Source organism: Mogibacterium kristiansenii (assembly GCF_029224645.1).
GTDB lineage: Bacteria > Bacillota > Clostridia > Peptostreptococcales > Anaerovoracaceae > Mogibacterium_A > Mogibacterium_A kristiansenii.
Window position 1 is genome coordinate 1 of sequence record NZ_JAQXUZ010000014.1, and the last position, 15,800, is coordinate 15,800.

Sequence of the window (15,800 nt, forward strand, 5' to 3'; positions counted from 1 at the left end):
TTACAAACTATCCTTCCGTATTCGCCATATTTGCACGGTATTTTCACTATTTACTCTAATTTTACCCCCCATACCAGAATTTACTTTTGCAAAGCTGAAAGTTTTTTGCTGAACTGGAACTTACTTTTTCAATTCACCATTTTATAGGTTTGATAAACCAGAAGACGATGAATTTCCGAAAATGATTGAATTGTTTTGTAGAAGTGATTTTAAATTAAAAAATGCAAAAGGAATTACTCCAATTCATATTGATGATGAAGTCTCCAGTTTGTCTGCAGTTCTTCTGAATGATGATTACTATAAGGCACTACTCAATGGAAAAGAAGTGAGAAATGGACTTTCTGTTTTAAGACCGGAATATATCATTCTTTTTAAAGCAAAAGCGTATCTTGATTTGCAAAAGCGAAAAGATTCAGGAGAAAAAGTGGATTCCAGTGACATAAGGAAGCATAAAAAAGATGTTTTGCGTATTGCTTCGGAGCTTATGCTTGAAAAAGTAGAAGAATTGCCGATAGCAGTAGATGCCGATATACATAGTTTTATTGACTTGTTGGAGCAGGAACCATTTGATCAAAATTCATTGAAAAGATATGGGCTAAAAAATGAGAATGTTGTAGAATTATTGAAACGAGTATTCGGGTAAAAACTAAGAACTGCGAGGTTATGCAACAATGATAAAAATCCTATTCATCTGCCACGGCAATATCTGTCGCAGCACGATGGCTCAAAGCGTGATGCAGCACTTGGTAGACTGCAGGGGTCTTTCCTCGGATTTCCGGATTGATTCCGCCGCTACCAGTCGGGAAGAAATTGGAAATCCGGTTCATCCCGGAACGGTGCGAAAGTTAAAGAAGGAGCATATTCCCGTAATTCCACACCGGGCGGTACAGATGAAACCTTCGGATTACGATGAATACGATTATCTGATTGGAATGGATTCCGCAAACATTCGAAATATGAAGCGGATTGTCGGAGGTGACTCGGCGGGAAAGATTTTTCTTTTATTGGATTTCGCTCAAGGGCAGGGAGATATTGCGGATCCATGGTACACCGGAAATTTTGAAGATACTTATCGGGATGTAAGGCAAGGATGTGAGGGCCTTATGGAGTTTTTGTTGCGCGAAGAAGGAGGAGCGAACGATGAGTAGTACCATAATTAAATTAAGACGGAACGCAACCGAGTAGGATATGGCAAAGTTTCAATCGGATAGAATCCTTTCCTATTTCCGAGTGGAATGGCGTGCATTGCTGGTGGTGACGCTGTCCGGCCTTTTCTATAATCTGGGTTTGCTTTCCGGACCGTGGTTTGAAGGTCAGATGACCGGATGTCTGGTGAATATCTTGAACGGAACCGGAGAATATCACGATATGATACGGCTGGTTCTGGGATATGTGGGTGCAATTCTCATTGTGCAGGGCGCCAGATATATCAAACGGTTCTATGTGCGTCGTTTTGCCAATAACGTCAAGCGCCGGATGAAAGGCATCCTCTATGGGAATCTGGTGGTAAAGAGTCGCACCGAACTTCAGGAAGAAGGAAAAGGGGATATTTTAATCAAAGCCATTCTGGACGTGGACGATTGTGCGGAAGGGATGCGGAAATTCACGACGGAAATATTTGATACGGGCGTGGCCTTGGCGGCATATACCGGGATGTTGCTCCGGTATGATTGGCGCCTTTCTTTGCTTTGCCTGATTTTTCCGCCGATTTCCTATTGTATCGCAGAGAAGATGAAGAATGTCGTCCAGCGGACCGGCGAGGCGTACAAGAAGGAATCCGGTGTGCTGAGTGCCGCCACGTTGGATCGAGGTGAAAATGCCATCACCTATCGCGTGTTCGGCTGTGAAAATAATCGGCGGAACGCTTACGAAGAGAACCTGAATGCGTATGAAATATCGGCGGTAAAAGCAAGTATTTGGAGCACCGTAATGCCACCGATTTACCGGATTATTTCCACGGCCGGCGTCATTTTCATTCTGTACTTTGGCCGGCGGAACGTAGTGGGGACCGGATGGTGCACCTGGGATATTGCTGCCTTTACCACATTTCTGTCTTGCTTCTTGAAGCTCTCTGTGAAATCCTCTTCCGCTGCAAAACTATTCAACGCAGTGCACAAAGCACAGGTTTCCTGGGAACGGATTCGTCCCTTAATGAAATCGGCGGACGAAAGAGAGAATCGGATAGTGCAGAAACCCGGAAATCTTTCCGTAGATCGTTTGTCGTTTGCTTATCCCGATGGAAAAAGAATTCTGGAGGATATTTCTTTCTCCGCGAAACCGGGAGAAGTCATCGGGATTACCGGTGCAGTAGCATCGGGAAAATCCACTTTGGGAAAGGTCTTTCTCTGCGAACATCCATATGGCGGATTGATGCGATTCGCAGGATTGGAACTGCAGACTTCGGAAGATGCGGATCGAAAAGGCATTGTGGGATATATGGGCCACGATCCGGAGCTGTTCTGCGATACCGTTGCTGACAACATCAAACTGGGAGATTCGAAAGACTGTATGCCGTATGTGAAAGCCGTATGCCTGGAGCGGGAAGTGGCGGACATGGAAGAGGGGGTGGAAACGCTGATTGGGTCCGGTGGCCTTCGGCTGTCGGGAGGACAGGCTCAGCGCCTTGCCTTGGCGAGAATCCTCTATCACCGAAAGCCGCTGCTGATTCTGGACGATCCATTTTCCGCCTTGGACAGAAATACGGAACGGGAGGTATTCCGAAATCTTCGGAATATGACGAAGGATTCCGTCGTGCTGCTGATTTCTCACAGGCTGTATCTGTTTCCGGAACTGGACAAGGTGCTTTGGCTGGAGAACGGATGCGGAACGTTCGGAACCCATGACGAATTGATTGAATCCGTGCCGAAATATGCGGAGCTATATGAGGCACAGACAGGAGGTCGTAGTGGGGAAGAGCAATAGAACGATCGAAAAGAAGAATTCGGTTTGGGCGGTAATTTTTCGTACCACGAAAGAGCATAAAGCGCTGTCCGGCGGGCTTTTTTGTGCCACAATCGGTGCAATCCTGACCACGCTTCTTCCGCCGCTGGTGCTTGCCCGAATTATCGATGGCATTACCAGAGAACAGGGGCTGTCCGCGATGCTTATTTTATCCTATTTCGGATTCCTGGCGTGTACCGGACTGTTGGAAGCGACTCGAGAGGCATTGTTGACGGTGTTCGGACAGAAAATGACGCATGCGCTTCGCAGCAGCTTGATGGAGAAATTCACGAATCTTACCACTGAAGGCATTACACGACAAGAGCCGGGGGTGCTGGTTTCCCGATTCATCGGAGATGTGGACACGGTGGAGAATCTTTTTACTTCCGGCATCGTCAGCATGGTTGCCGACAGCTGCAAAATCATCAGCATTCTGGTAGTAATTCGGTACCGGAATCCGGGCCTTGCGCTGCTGCTGGTTCTTTTGCTGCCGGGGATTTTCGCATTTACAAGATATGTTCAGAAAAACACATTGGCGGCCGAAATTTCCAATCGAAAGGCGGTGGCGCGTGCGTCGGGACACGTGCCGGAAACCCTTCATAACATTCGTACCGTTCATTGTCTGGGAAAAGAAAGGTATATGAAGGAGCGATATGATGGATACATTACCGACAGTTACCGGGCACTGGAAAAAACAAATTTCTACGATTCCGTATATTCACCGGTGATTCTGATTCTCAATGCGGTAGTGGTTGCGATGATTATGATGCTCTCCGCTTCCGGTAATTCGAAGGTTCTGATGTTTTTCGGAATGTCGGCGGGAACTGCGGTGGCGGTGATGAATTATATTTCTCAGATCTTTGCGCCGGTGGAAAGTTTGGGAATGGAGATTCAGACCATTCAGACGGCTATGGCCGGAATTCACCGAATTAATGAATTTTTCGAGATGGAAGAAATTGGGGAAATTGAAGAACGTGCACCAAACTCGGGAGAAAACATTGAACGAAAAGTTCCGCTGCTGGAATTCGATCACGTTACCTTTGGCTATGATGAACACATTGTATTGAAAGATATGACTTTCCGGGTGGAAGAAGGGGAGCAGGTGACTCTTTCCGGTCGCACCGGCGCGGGAAAAAGCACGATTTTCAAGCTTCTTCTGGGACTGTACTCTCCCGAGGCGGGGGAAGTGCTGGTAAGCGGTATTCCTGCAACAAAGGTACCGCCGTCAGAAAAAAGAAAATGGTTTGGCTATGTGGAACAATCCTATCACATGGTGCCGGGAACCGTGGCGGAGCAGATTACGTTATACGATGAATCCGTTTCCCGAGAGCAGGTGAAAAGGGCAGCTCGCCTTGCCGGATTGGATTCGGAAATCGAAACGCTGGAAGAGGGCTATGATACCCGGTGCGTCCCGGAATTGTTTTCGCAGGGTCAGTGGCAGCTTCTGTCAATTGCAAGGGCAATCGTGGCGGAACCGAAGATTCTTCTTCTGGATGAAATCACGGCCAATCTGGATGCAGAAACCGAGCATCAAGTGATGCAGGCATTGAAGCGAGCATCGGAGAAACGAACGGTAGTTGCCATTTCCCATCGCGTATCCGGGGAGATGGGTCGGGTCATTAATATTTGAGAAAAGCAATCGGGTCGCTTAGCATTAAAGCGAAGCGATTCAAGATGGAAATCCGCAGGTTCAAACCTTGAATAAATGGTTCATATTGGGTATAATGAGGCTAAGTTTTTATCTACAGAAAAGTAGTGGCATAAAGGAGGTACATCATGACCTTGAAGAAAAGAAATACAGCGAAGATGAGGGAAATCATGACGGAGCAGGACATTGCGGCTGCAAAAGCAATAAGACGGAAGAAGGCGGCGAAGCTGGGAATGCGGATTGCCGGTGTCAGCATGCTGGCAGGTGCACTTCTGGTTGTTACCACCAAAAAGATTTTTGACGAAATCTTCCTGGAAGACGACTGGTCGGATGTGGACTGGGGCGAAGAGGATGACGATTACATCATCGACTAATCGCCAAAAAGAATAGCATAGAAAGGTTAAGGGAAATGTCGGAATACAAGGGAACATATTATATTACTACACCAATTTATTATCCAAGTGCGAAACTGCATATCGGACACACCTACTGCACCGTAATGGCGGATGCCATGGCTCGGTTCAAGAGACTCAGCGGATACGATGTGCGCTTCCTCACCGGGACGGATGAACACGGACAGAAGATTGAGAAATGTGCGGAAGAAGCTCAGGTCACACCGAAAGAATACGTAGACGGTGTGGTGGAAACCATTCTGAGACTCTGGGATAAGATGGAAATCAGCTACGATGATTTCATTCGGACCACGGAGCCGCGTCATATCAAGAGAGTACAGAACATCTTCATGAAGATGTACGAGAATGGAGACATCTACAAGGGCAAGTACGAAGGCTGGTACTGCACTCCGTGTGAATCCTACTGGCCGGAATCTCAGCTGGTAGACGGAAAGTGCCCGGACTGCGGTCGTGAAGTGAAGAAGATGAGCGAAGATGCGTACTTCTTCCGTCTGTCCAAGTACAGCGATGCGCTGCTGGATAATTTCCGGAACAACCCGGATTTTTTGCAGCCGGAAGCGCGCAGAAATGAAATGATTTCCTTTGTGGAGCAGGGTCTGGAAGATCTTTGCATTTCCCGTTCCACCTTCGACTGGGGAATCCCGGTTCCGATTGACGAAGAACACGTCATCTACGTATGGCTGGATGCGCTGTCCAACTACATCACCGCTTTGGGATATTCGGAAGACGATGAACTGTACAAGAAGTACTGGCCGGTGGATGTCCACCTGGTGGGCAAGGAAATCGTGCGTTTCCACTCCATCATTTGGCCGGCAATGCTTATGTCCCTGAAGGAACCGCTGCCGAAGCAGGTGCTGGGACACGGATGGCTGCTGATTGACGGCGGAAAGATGTCCAAGTCCAAGGGCAACGTGGTGGATCCGGAAATCCTCATCGACCGCTACGGCATCGATGCGCTGAAGTACTTCTTGCTGAGAGAGTACACCTTCGGTCAGGACGGCGTCTACACCAATGAGATTATGCTGAAGCGCCTCAACTACGATCTGGCCAATGACCTGGGGAACTTGCTGTCCAGAACCGTATCCATGATTATGAAGTACAACGATGGTGTGGTTCCGGAAGCAACAACGAAGGATGAGATTGACGAAGAGCTGCAGGAGCTGGCAACAACCGCCGGCAACCGGGTGGAAGATAAGATGGATACCTTCCAGTTCAACATGGCGCTGGATGAAATCTGGGCAATCGTTCGCAGAGCGAATAAGTATATCGACGAGAAGACCCCGTGGATTCTGGCAAAGGATCCGGAGCGGAAGGCAGAGCTGGATACCGTTCTTCGGAACCTGGTAGAAGCACTGAGAATCGTTTCCATCCTGATAATCCCATACATGCACACCACTTCGGAGCGCATGAGAGAACAGCTGGGACTGGCGGACGTGGAAGCAAAATGGGAGGATGCTTTTACCTTCTATCAGATGGATGGTTGCAAGGTGCAGAAGGGAGAGGTTCTTTTCCCGCGTCTCGATATCGAGAAGGAATTGGAAGCGCTGTCTCAGATTCGTCAGGAAAAGGTTGCTACGAAGAACAAGAAATAGATATCGCATAACAGAGAGAACGGGTCTTGAGAGCATGCATCTCGAGACCCTTTTTTCAACATGAGGGGAAATATGATATTCGACGCACATACACATTTGAATTTTGAGGGCTTTGACGAGGAAGAGCGGACGCAGCGGGCGGAAGAAATCGCCGCATCGGATGTTGGAATCATCATCGACGCAGGCGACTCGGTGTCATCTTCCCGGAAGGCCATTGAGGATGCGGAAACGTATTCCTGGTGCTATGCAGCGGTGGGCATCCATCCGGAGCATGCGGCGGAATACACGGAGGAGGATCTGACACGCATTGAAGAGATGCTGGCACATCGTAAAGTGCAGGCGCTTGGAGAAATCGGGCTGGATTTCCATTATGGCAAGGACACGAAAGAAGAACAGATTGAGTTGTTCCGGAAGCAGCTTCGGATTGGCATGAGCCATCAGGTGCCGGTGATGATTCATACACGAGATGCCAATCAGCTGACACTGGACATACTGAAAGAGGAAGGCTTGTTCTCGGAAGAGCGAAAGACGGCTTTCCCGACGCGGCTGAATGCAAGCGGACAGCCGGTTCCGGATGCCCGGGTGCAGCTCCACTGCTTCTCTGGATCGGCGGAATTGGCCAAGGAATACGTGGCTTTGGGGGCCACTATTTCTATCGGCGGACCGGTGACCTTCAAAAACGGCCGAAAGACGGTGGAAGTGGTAAAACAGGTTCCTATCGAATTTATCATGACGGAAACCGATGCGCCGTACCTTACGCCGGAACCCTTCCGGGGACGGCCGAACCGGTCGCCGTATATCGAACATATCATTCGGCGAATTGCATTGATTAAAGATATGGAATACGAAGCGGCGGAAGAAATTCTCTATGCCAACGGCTGCCGATTCTTCGATATCCCAAGGGACGAGAAAGAGTAACGAAGGGGACGAAAGGACCATGGACGGACTGGTAAAAAGAGTACAGCAAGGCGGATTGGTTCCGAAAAACAGCACGGTGATTCTGGGATTGTCCGGGGGACCGGACTCGCTGACCTTGCTTCATATTTTAAAGGAGCTGGAATCTCCGGAAAATCTGAATATCGTTCCCGTTCACGTGAACCATCAACTGCGGGAGAACGCCGACAGTGAAGAACGCCATGCGGCAGAAATTTGCAGGGAATGGAATCTGCCCTGCCGAGTTCGCCGAATCGACTGCCGAAGCATTGCCCGGGCGCAGAAGTGTTCGGTGGAAGAGGCGGGACGTACGGCACGATACCGGATTTTCGACGAAGTGGCGGAGGAACTTCTGCAGGAAGGTGTTCCGAAGGAGCGCATTCGCATCGCCCTGGCTCACAACGCAGACGATCAGTGCGAAACCCTGCTGCAGCGCATCGTGCGAGGCACCGGAATCCGAGGACTGGCGGGAATCCCCTCCACCCGACGAGATGAAAAGGGATATGCCATCGTCCGGCCGCTGCTTTCCACTCCCCGAAAGGAAATTGAAGACTATGCAGCGGAGCACGCGCTGCGCCCCAACTACGACGAAAGCAACGATAGCGTGGAGTACACCCGGAACCGAATTCGCCGGGAGCTGATTCCCTATCTGGAGAAATATTTCAACCCCGGGGTCAAAGAGGCATTGCAAAGCCTGGCGGAAATTGCCGGCCCGGAAGAGAATTACATGGAAGAGCAAGCCCGAACCGCTCGCGCCGCGCTTCAACGGGAAACACCGCAGGACGAACGGATTCTGGATGCAAACGGACTTCGGGTCCTGCATTCGGCGATAATCCGCCGGGTGGTGGCCCAAGTGATTCGAGAATGCAGCGGAGACGAAAATCTCCGGTACACCATCGTGGAGAACGTCCTGAACATCCTGAAGTCGGAGAATCCCTCCGCATCTGTGAACCTGCCCGGGGGCTGGCGGGCGGAGCGCCGCTATGAGGAGCTGGTGTTTCGAAAAGTGGCACCGGATGACGAACACGCGATGGAAGGGCGGCATCACTTACGGGTGCAGGTCCTAAAAAAAGACTCCGCGGCCTTCGAGGACGTCCGAAATGCTCAAAAGGAAATTGTGCCGTGTGCGGTGCTGGACTACGATAAGCTTTGCCGGGAATATCCGGAGCCGGAAAAAAAGCTGATGCTGAGAACCCGAAAAGCCGGAGACCGAATTGGCATCGCCGGCGGAAAGCACAAGAAAATCCAGGATTACATGGTGGACCGAAAAATCCCAAAGGAGTATCGGGATTGGCTGGAGATGATCGCAATCGGTAGAGAAATACTTTGGATTCTTCCGAATTCCGGAATCCCAAATGAAGTGGAACAGAAGAAGGGAAGAATTTCACAAAAGTATCAGATTGAGGAAGGGTCGAAAGCGTTTTTATTTCTTGAAATCACCGATTGCCTATGATAAAATAACCTAGCAGTTTGTGTAAATAAACAAATTTTATTGTTATCGATAGAAAGGGAATCATCAAATTGAAACGAGCAAGCAAGAACTTCGGTATTTATTTACTTATCTTCATGATTGTTTTGGGTGCAGCCTACCTGTATCGGGGAATGGACAACCCGGCTTCGAAGAAGGAGATTAAATTCTCCCAGTTCGTGGAACAGCTGGACGGTAAGAAATATGAATCTTTGAACATTACAGATCGGAAACTCAGCGGAACGAAGAAGAACGGCAACGTAGAGTTTGCCTATGCGCCTTCGGTAGTTGAAATCAGCTGGGTGGAAGAGCATTACATCAATTCCATGTTGGAGAAGCACCAGATTACGCTGGAAAGCGATCCGCCGGAAAGCAGCGTGAACTTCTTCTCGCTGCTGCCGACGATTATTATGGTGGTGGCGCTGATTTTCCTGTTCTACTTTATGATGAGCCAGGGCGGGAACAACAAGGCCTTCCAGTTCGGAAAGAATCGGGCAAAGCTGTATAAGGATAACGGAAAGAGCATTACCTTTAAGGATGTAGCCGGCCTCAAGGAGGAAAAGGAAGAGCTTCAGGAAATTGTAGACTTCTTAAGAAATCCGGGAAAGTACTCCCAGCTGGGAGCCAGAATTCCGAAAGGTGTGCTGATGGTGGGTAATCCTGGTACCGGTAAAACCTACATTTCCAAGGCCACTGCAGGTGAAGCGGGTGTACCGTTCTTTACGATTTCCGGTTCGGACTTCGTGGAGATGTTCGTTGGTGTCGGCGCTTCCCGTGTCCGTGACCTCTTCGAGCAGGCAAAGAAGAATGCACCGTGCATTATTTTTATCGATGAGATTGATGCCGTAGGACGGAAGAGAGGTGCCGGCCTGGGCGGCGGAAACGACGAAAGAGAACAGACCCTGAACCAGCTGCTGGTGGAGATGGACGGATTTGACGAAAACGCCGGAATTATCATCCTGGCAGCCACCAACCGTCCGGATGTTCTGGATCCGGCGCTGCTGAGACCGGGACGTTTTGACCGCCAGATTGTCATCGGCATGCCGGATGTAAAGGCAAGAGAAGAAATTTTCAAGGTACACACGAAGAATAAACCGCTGGCAGAGGACGTGTCTCTGGAAGTTCTGGCTAAGAGAACACCGGGATTCTCTCCGGCGGATATCGAGAATCTGGTAAATGAGGCAGCGTTGTTGACCGCACGCCGTAACGGCACCAAGATTCGTATGGATGAAATCGAGGAAGCAACTACAAAGGTCATTGCGGGACCGCAGAAGAAATCTCGGATGATTTCTGAAGAGGAACGAAAGCTGACGGCATACCACGAAGCCGGACATGCGGTGGTGATGAAGTCCCTGCCGAAGTCGGATCCGGTTCATCAGATTACCATTATTCCAAGAGGAATGGCCGGTGGATTCACCATGTCTCTGCCGGAAAAGGATCAGTTCTTTGAGACCAAGGGCAACATGCTGAATTCCATCAAGCATCTGCTGGGCGGCCGTGTAGCGGAACAGCTGAAGCTGGATGACATCAGCACTGGAGCCAGCAACGACTTGGAGCGCGCAACTCAGATTGCTCGTTCCATGATTACGGAATACGGATTCAGCGAGAAGCTGGGACCGGTAAGCTTCAATTCCGGCGGAGAAGTGTTCCTGGGCAAGGATTTCTCCACCCGCCAGAATTATTCGGAAACCATTGCATCGGAAATCGATATGGAAATCCGTTCCATTCTGGAAGACAGCTATGCGGAAACCATTCGGATTCTGCAGGAGCATGATGATGCTTTGGAAAGGGTGGCTCAGGCGCTGCTTCTGGTAGAGACCCTGGACGGAACCCAGTTCGAAGCGCTGTACGATGGAACCGTTACACCGGAAGAACTGCAGGCTCAGGTACAGGCGGAAGAAGAAGAAAGAGAGAAGCGGAATGCTGCTGAAGCGGAAGAAAGCGCTCGTCTGGAAGCGGAGCGGAAGGCAGCGGAAGAAGCCCGCATGGAAGAATTAAAGCAGTCCATTATGGGATCCGAGGAAGAGATGACCCCTGCCAAAGAAGAAATTCTTAAGGCGCTTTTGAAAGCCGGCGAGGCAGCGGAGGCGATGAAGACCAAGGACGAGAATTCATCCCGGGAAGAGACTCACGAAATTGAACGCAATTCCGAATGCGATTCTGAAGAGAAGGATAACGAAACGGAAGAAAAGTAGAGGGGTGTGAAAAGATGAAAATTACAGTCGAGGATTGTCTAAGGTTAGACGCGTTTAGAAACAGTACTGTAGAATCTTGCATGAGAAAAAGCGACCGGCGAGTTCGTTCGGTATCGGTTTTTGATGAAAATAATCTGGAAGCCGGCGTGGAGCGAAACGGCGTGCCGGAACAGATGGTGTTAACTCATTTTTGGCAGATTAAGGACGATGTGGAAGCACAGTGCCGTGTAATCTCCGGATTTGGCAGAAAGCAAATTGCCACGCTGGTGGTGTTCCTGAACGAGCACGGTGTTCGTGCGCTGGACAGCCGCGTAATCAAAGCGGCAGAGGAGAGCGGCCTTCTGGTGATTACCATTGCGGATGAAGGCGAGCTGACTTACGCCATGGTAATCGAACAGGTGATGGACAAAATCCTCTACGGACATAACTACAGCGATAACCTGCTGAACAATACCATTTATCATCTGCTGAACTTTGAAAAGCACAGCAATTTCCAAAGCGCGCTCAAGGAGGCAGCGGTACACAACGACTACCAGGTGGTTCTGATGACGCTGGAGTTCAATCCGATTCTCACGATTGAGACCCGTCATAAGGAGACCATCGAGAATGCCATCAATGTGGCCAAAAGAAGGGATATCACCCATTCATCGGTATTCACTCAGGTGGAGATTTCGGATGTAATTACCTATTGGGGAATTATCGATATCAACGGTGAAAAACACATTCTCATGATTGTGGATGATAATGATAACTACTCTGCCGTAGAGATTACGAAGCTGGCAGAGGTAATTGAACTGGCGATGGGAATGTGGAAGTATACTCCGGAGAGAGATTCCAGAGCCGAATTCATCAAAGCCGCAATTCGAAACGATCTGTCCTTCTGCTATACGCTGGTAGATGAAGCGGACATGAAGAATAAGATTTTCCTCAGCTCCTTCTATGCCAACGGAATCGATAATTCGGATTTCATCGATATTATCGATGAATATAAGATGAAATATAACCTGGGTATTCTTCCGCTGGTGGAGCAGAACGAGTTTTACGGCTTGATTTATGTCAGCGCTTCGGAGGAAAAACCAATGGCATTGAAGAACGCTTGTCTGGACATGTTCGACGCGCTGAAAGCCGGAAAGCCGAATGTTCGGATTTTCCATTCCACAGGAATCGAGAATTTGGACAATGCGGTAGAAGGATTTAAGCTGATTAACGAAACCTGGAACTACGTGGAAACCGTATTCCCATACAAACGTGTTTTTACAAAATATGAAATGTCCATGGTTTGCAACTGCATGGATATTATCCTGCAAAGCAGCAGCCTGAAGAAGATGTATCTGGATCTGCTGGAACCGTTCAGCAGAGAAGTTTCTTCCAACAAAGGAAAACTGTTGCTGGAAACCCTGGAGACTTTTGTGCTGGATGCCAGCATGAACAGCAACAAGACGGCAGAATTTATGAGCATTCATAATAATACGGTACAGTATCGTCTGAAGCGAATTAATGAAATTCTGGGCGCAGAAATGACCGGTAACCGGATTATTCCGGGTTTGACGATGGCATTGGCATTGAGAAGACTGGAGGATCAATAGGATGCTTCTGACAGTGGATGTTGGGAATACAAATGTTGTACTGGGGGTTTTTAAGAATCGAAAGATGATCGGCAGCTGGAGAATGGCTACCGACAACAAGCGAAGCGCGGATGAATACGGCGTCATTATCGATCAGATGTTTCGCCATGACGGAATCAGTCCGAAGGACATTGACGATGCTATTATCTCAACGGTAGTGCCGTCACTGCTGTTTACACTGCAGCACATGTGCCTGAAGTATTTTAACATCACGCCGCTGGTGGTGGAGACGGGAATTAAAACCGGCTTAAAGATTAAATGCGACGACCCTCGTCAGATTGGTTCGGACCGAATTGTGAATGCGGTGGCCGCTCATGCGAAATATGACGGACCGCTGATTGTGGTGGACTTCGGAACGGCGACCACATTCTGCGTGGTAACAGAGGATGCGGAGTTCCTGGGCGGTGCGATTGCACCGGGAATTAAGACCTCGGCGACGGCGCTCTTTGAGCACACGGCGAAGCTGCCGAATGTGGATCTGGAAACACCGAATCGTGTTATCTGCAAGAATACCATTGAAAATATGCAGGCGGGTCTGATTTTCGGTCAGATGGGTCTGGCAGAACGAATCATCGAGGGCATGAAGAAGGAACTGGTGTCGGATTACGGAAAAAAATACGAGGACATCAAGGTTATCGCTACCGGTGGTATGGCGACCATGGTAGATAGCGGGGTCTCCTGTATCGATGTAATCGATCGGCGATTGACATTGGATGGTCTCGTTGAGGTTTACGAGAAGAATAAAGCAGTAAGAAAGAAATAGAATATGTTGAATATTGGTGGAATTGAACTCCGAAACCCCTTTATGTTGGCTCCCCTTGCGGGCATCACCGATGCGGTGATGCGTTCCCTGTGCGAAGAGCAGGGGGCGGCGCTGACCTATACGGAAATGGTCAGTGCAAAGGGTTTGTATTACGGAGACCGAAAAACACCGAAGCTCTTGTACATTCCGGAAAATGCCGGACCAACCGGAGTTCAGATATTCGGCAGCGAACCGGACATTATCGGTGAAGCAGCCCGGATGCTGAATTCCGGCTTGAACTGTTTTTTGGATATCAACATGGGATGTCCGGTACCAAAGGTTGTACGGAACGGAGACGGAGCGGCACTGATGCGGAATCCGGATCGGATATACGATATTGTGACTGCGGCGGTGAAGAACAGCGACAAGCCGGTGACGGTAAAGATGCGAAAGGGATTCGACGATGAGTCGGTGAATGCGGTAGAATGCGCAAAGGCGGCGGAGGCGGCAGGCGCAGCAGCGGTCACCGTTCATGGACGAACTCGGGAGCAGTATTATCAGGGAACGGCGGATTGGAGCATTATTCGCCGGGTGAAAGAAAACGTGATGATACCGGTAATCGGAAACGGAGATGTGAATTGTGGCGAAGACGCGCTCCGGATGATGAAGGAAACCGGTTGTGACGGCGTGATGATTGCGCGGGGATCTTTGGGAAATCCATGGATTTTCAAGGACCTTCTCGCGGCATATAACGGAGAGCCTTACACGGCTCCCACTTGGAAAGAACGATCGGAAATGATGATTCGTCACTACGAAGGTTTGGTGACCCTGAAGGGTGAATATTCTGCGGTGCGGGAGATGAGAAAGCACGTGGGCTGGTATACGAAAGGCTATCCCGGTGCGGCAAAGCTGCGCGGCCGCGTGAACGACATTACAGATGGGGAAGAATTGAAAGAGGTACTAAGACTTGAAAATTAGCAGAACAGCTATAAAAACAATCTGTCTCATGCTTACATTTACGGCAGTGCTTATGCTGTCCGGTTGTACCAGTTATGATAATTTTCGCCGGACATTCATCGATAAGGAGACGGAGGATTCCAACGTCATCTACGTTGGCGTATTTGAACCGGAAAGCGGACAGTATAAGAACGTTGGTAAAGAGGAAATCAAGGGAATTCAGCTGGCCCACAGCATGTACAGCAATGTAAAAGGCGTGCGGGTGGAACTGGTCCGAATCGATACCGAATCCGACACCAATACGGCGAAGGCGGCAATTGAGAGTTTAATCAAACTGAATCCGGTAGCGATTATCGGGAGTGCGGAAGAAGCGAATTCCATGATTGCCGCGGAAGAAGCGAGGAAGGCGAAAATTCCGATGATTACCCCTTCGGCCAGCAACCCGCTGATTACGGAAAACAATCCGTATGCGTTCCGTGCCTGCATTACATATGACCAGAGAGGCACCGGTCTGGCGGAATACACCATCAAAGAGCTTTCCGCCAAGAAGGTTGCCATCATTACCATTCAGAATGACAGTACCCAGGAAAAGATGCGGTCGGCATTCAAGACTCGCCTTCGGAAAGAGGGAAAGAAGTCCGGACCGGAGGTGGTACTGGATGAATCCATCGGAATAGATGAGTTCAATATGGTGAAGTTGGCAAAGCAAATTCAGAAATCCGGGGCAGAAGTGGTATTCTCGCCAATCGGTCTGGAGAAGGCGGATCTTCTGTATCAGCAAATTGAAAAAAGAAATATGACAAATATTCGATTCCTGGGAAATCAGGAGTGGCTGACGGAAGATTTTCTGAAGATGAAAGAGAAACATCCGCAGATTAAGATTTCCTTCACATCCGATAACGTACTGAATTCCGGCGGCACCGCAGAGACGGGATTTACCGCTGAAACTCAGCGGTTCCTGGTGAAATATGCGAATCGGTATGGACAGCGGGACATTCCGACGCAGAATACGGTACTGGGGTATGATGCGTATATGATTACCATCAATGCAATTAACAATGCCCGAAGCTTGAAACCGACGGATATTCGAGATGCATTGGCCGACACGAAGGACTTGCGCTGCGCTACCGGTGTGTTTAACTTCGATCAGGATGGGAATCCGGTGCGCCGGGTGAACATTTCTACCGTAAGAGATGGGAAACTGGTTTCCGCATACGTCACGAAATCGAAAACGAAGGCAGACAGCATGAAGAAAATTGAACACTAATTAGAAATCGATGAAATGAG

The 15,800-nt window shown here is 49.3% G+C and carries 13 protein-coding genes; all 13 read left to right on the top strand.

What is annotated here, in order from left to right; genetic code table 11:
* Positions 1–181: 181 nt before the first annotated feature.
* The 13 genes from PUE40_RS03530 (at position 182) to PUE40_RS03590 (ending at position 15,780) form a co-directional block, all read left to right on the top strand.
* Positions 182–643, top strand: a complete 462-nt coding sequence (locus tag PUE40_RS03530) for a hypothetical protein (RefSeq protein ID WP_277671928.1) — start codon at positions 182–184, stop codon at positions 641–643.
* Positions 644–671: 28 nt separating this feature from the next.
* Positions 672–1,148: a low molecular weight protein-tyrosine-phosphatase gene (locus tag PUE40_RS03535; protein WP_154554156.1), complete on the top strand. Its 477-nt coding sequence runs from the start codon at positions 672–674 to the stop codon at positions 1,146–1,148.
* A 40-nt stretch (positions 1,149–1,188) separates the two neighbouring features.
* Positions 1,189–2,922: an ABC transporter ATP-binding protein gene (locus tag PUE40_RS03540; protein ID WP_277671929.1), complete on the top strand. Its 1,734-nt coding sequence runs from the start codon at positions 1,189–1,191 to the stop codon at positions 2,920–2,922.
* A complete protein-coding gene (locus PUE40_RS03545) occupies positions 2,906–4,570 on the top strand; it encodes an ABC transporter ATP-binding protein (RefSeq protein WP_277671930.1) in 1,665 nt (554 codons plus the stop codon). Before PUE40_RS03540 ends, PUE40_RS03545 begins: the two co-directional genes overlap by 17 nt.
* A gap of 146 nt (positions 4,571–4,716) precedes the next feature.
* Positions 4,717–4,962, top strand: coding sequence for a hypothetical protein (locus PUE40_RS03550; protein ID WP_154554153.1), 246 nt, complete (start codon positions 4,717–4,719; stop codon positions 4,960–4,962).
* Between the two features lie 17 nt (positions 4,963–4,979).
* Positions 4,980–6,593 carry a methionine--tRNA ligase gene (gene metG, locus PUE40_RS03555; RefSeq protein ID WP_277671974.1) on the top strand — a complete coding sequence of 538 codons (1,614 nt, stop codon included), beginning with the start codon at positions 4,980–4,982 and terminating at the stop codon, positions 6,591–6,593.
* A gap of 72 nt (positions 6,594–6,665) precedes the next feature.
* Positions 6,666–7,511, top strand: a complete 846-nt coding sequence (locus PUE40_RS03560; protein WP_277671931.1) for a TatD family hydrolase — start codon at positions 6,666–6,668, stop codon at positions 7,509–7,511.
* Complete coding sequence (gene tilS / locus PUE40_RS03565) at positions 7,462–8,979, top strand: tRNA lysidine(34) synthetase TilS (protein WP_277671932.1); 1,518 nt, start codon at positions 7,462–7,464, stop codon at positions 8,977–8,979. The genes PUE40_RS03560 and tilS overlap by 50 nt, the downstream gene beginning before the upstream one ends.
* A gap of 68 nt (positions 8,980–9,047) precedes the next feature.
* Positions 9,048–11,189 (top strand): ATP-dependent zinc metalloprotease FtsH, encoded by a 2,142-nt coding sequence (gene ftsH / locus PUE40_RS03570; RefSeq protein WP_154554149.1) that lies wholly within the window; start codon positions 9,048–9,050, stop codon positions 11,187–11,189.
* A gap of 14 nt (positions 11,190–11,203) precedes the next feature.
* Entirely contained in the window at positions 11,204–12,775 is a 1,572-nt protein-coding gene (locus PUE40_RS03575; RefSeq protein ID WP_154554148.1) for a PucR family transcriptional regulator ligand-binding domain-containing protein, read from the top strand.
* A 1-nt stretch (position 12,776) separates the two neighbouring features.
* The gene (locus PUE40_RS03580) at positions 12,777–13,577 is read left to right on the top strand and encodes a type III pantothenate kinase (protein ID WP_154554147.1); all 801 of its coding nucleotides are present in this window, start codon (positions 12,777–12,779) and stop codon (positions 13,575–13,577) included.
* Between the two features lie 6 nt (positions 13,578–13,583).
* Positions 13,584–14,534, top strand: a complete 951-nt coding sequence (dusB, locus tag PUE40_RS03585; RefSeq protein WP_334296004.1) for a tRNA dihydrouridine synthase DusB — start codon at positions 13,584–13,586, stop codon at positions 14,532–14,534.
* The gene (locus tag PUE40_RS03590) at positions 14,524–15,780 is read left to right on the top strand and encodes an ABC transporter substrate-binding protein (protein ID WP_277671933.1); all 1,257 of its coding nucleotides are present in this window, start codon (positions 14,524–14,526) and stop codon (positions 15,778–15,780) included. The genes dusB and PUE40_RS03590 overlap by 11 nt, the downstream gene beginning before the upstream one ends.
* The last annotated feature ends 20 nt before the right edge of the window (positions 15,781–15,800 follow it).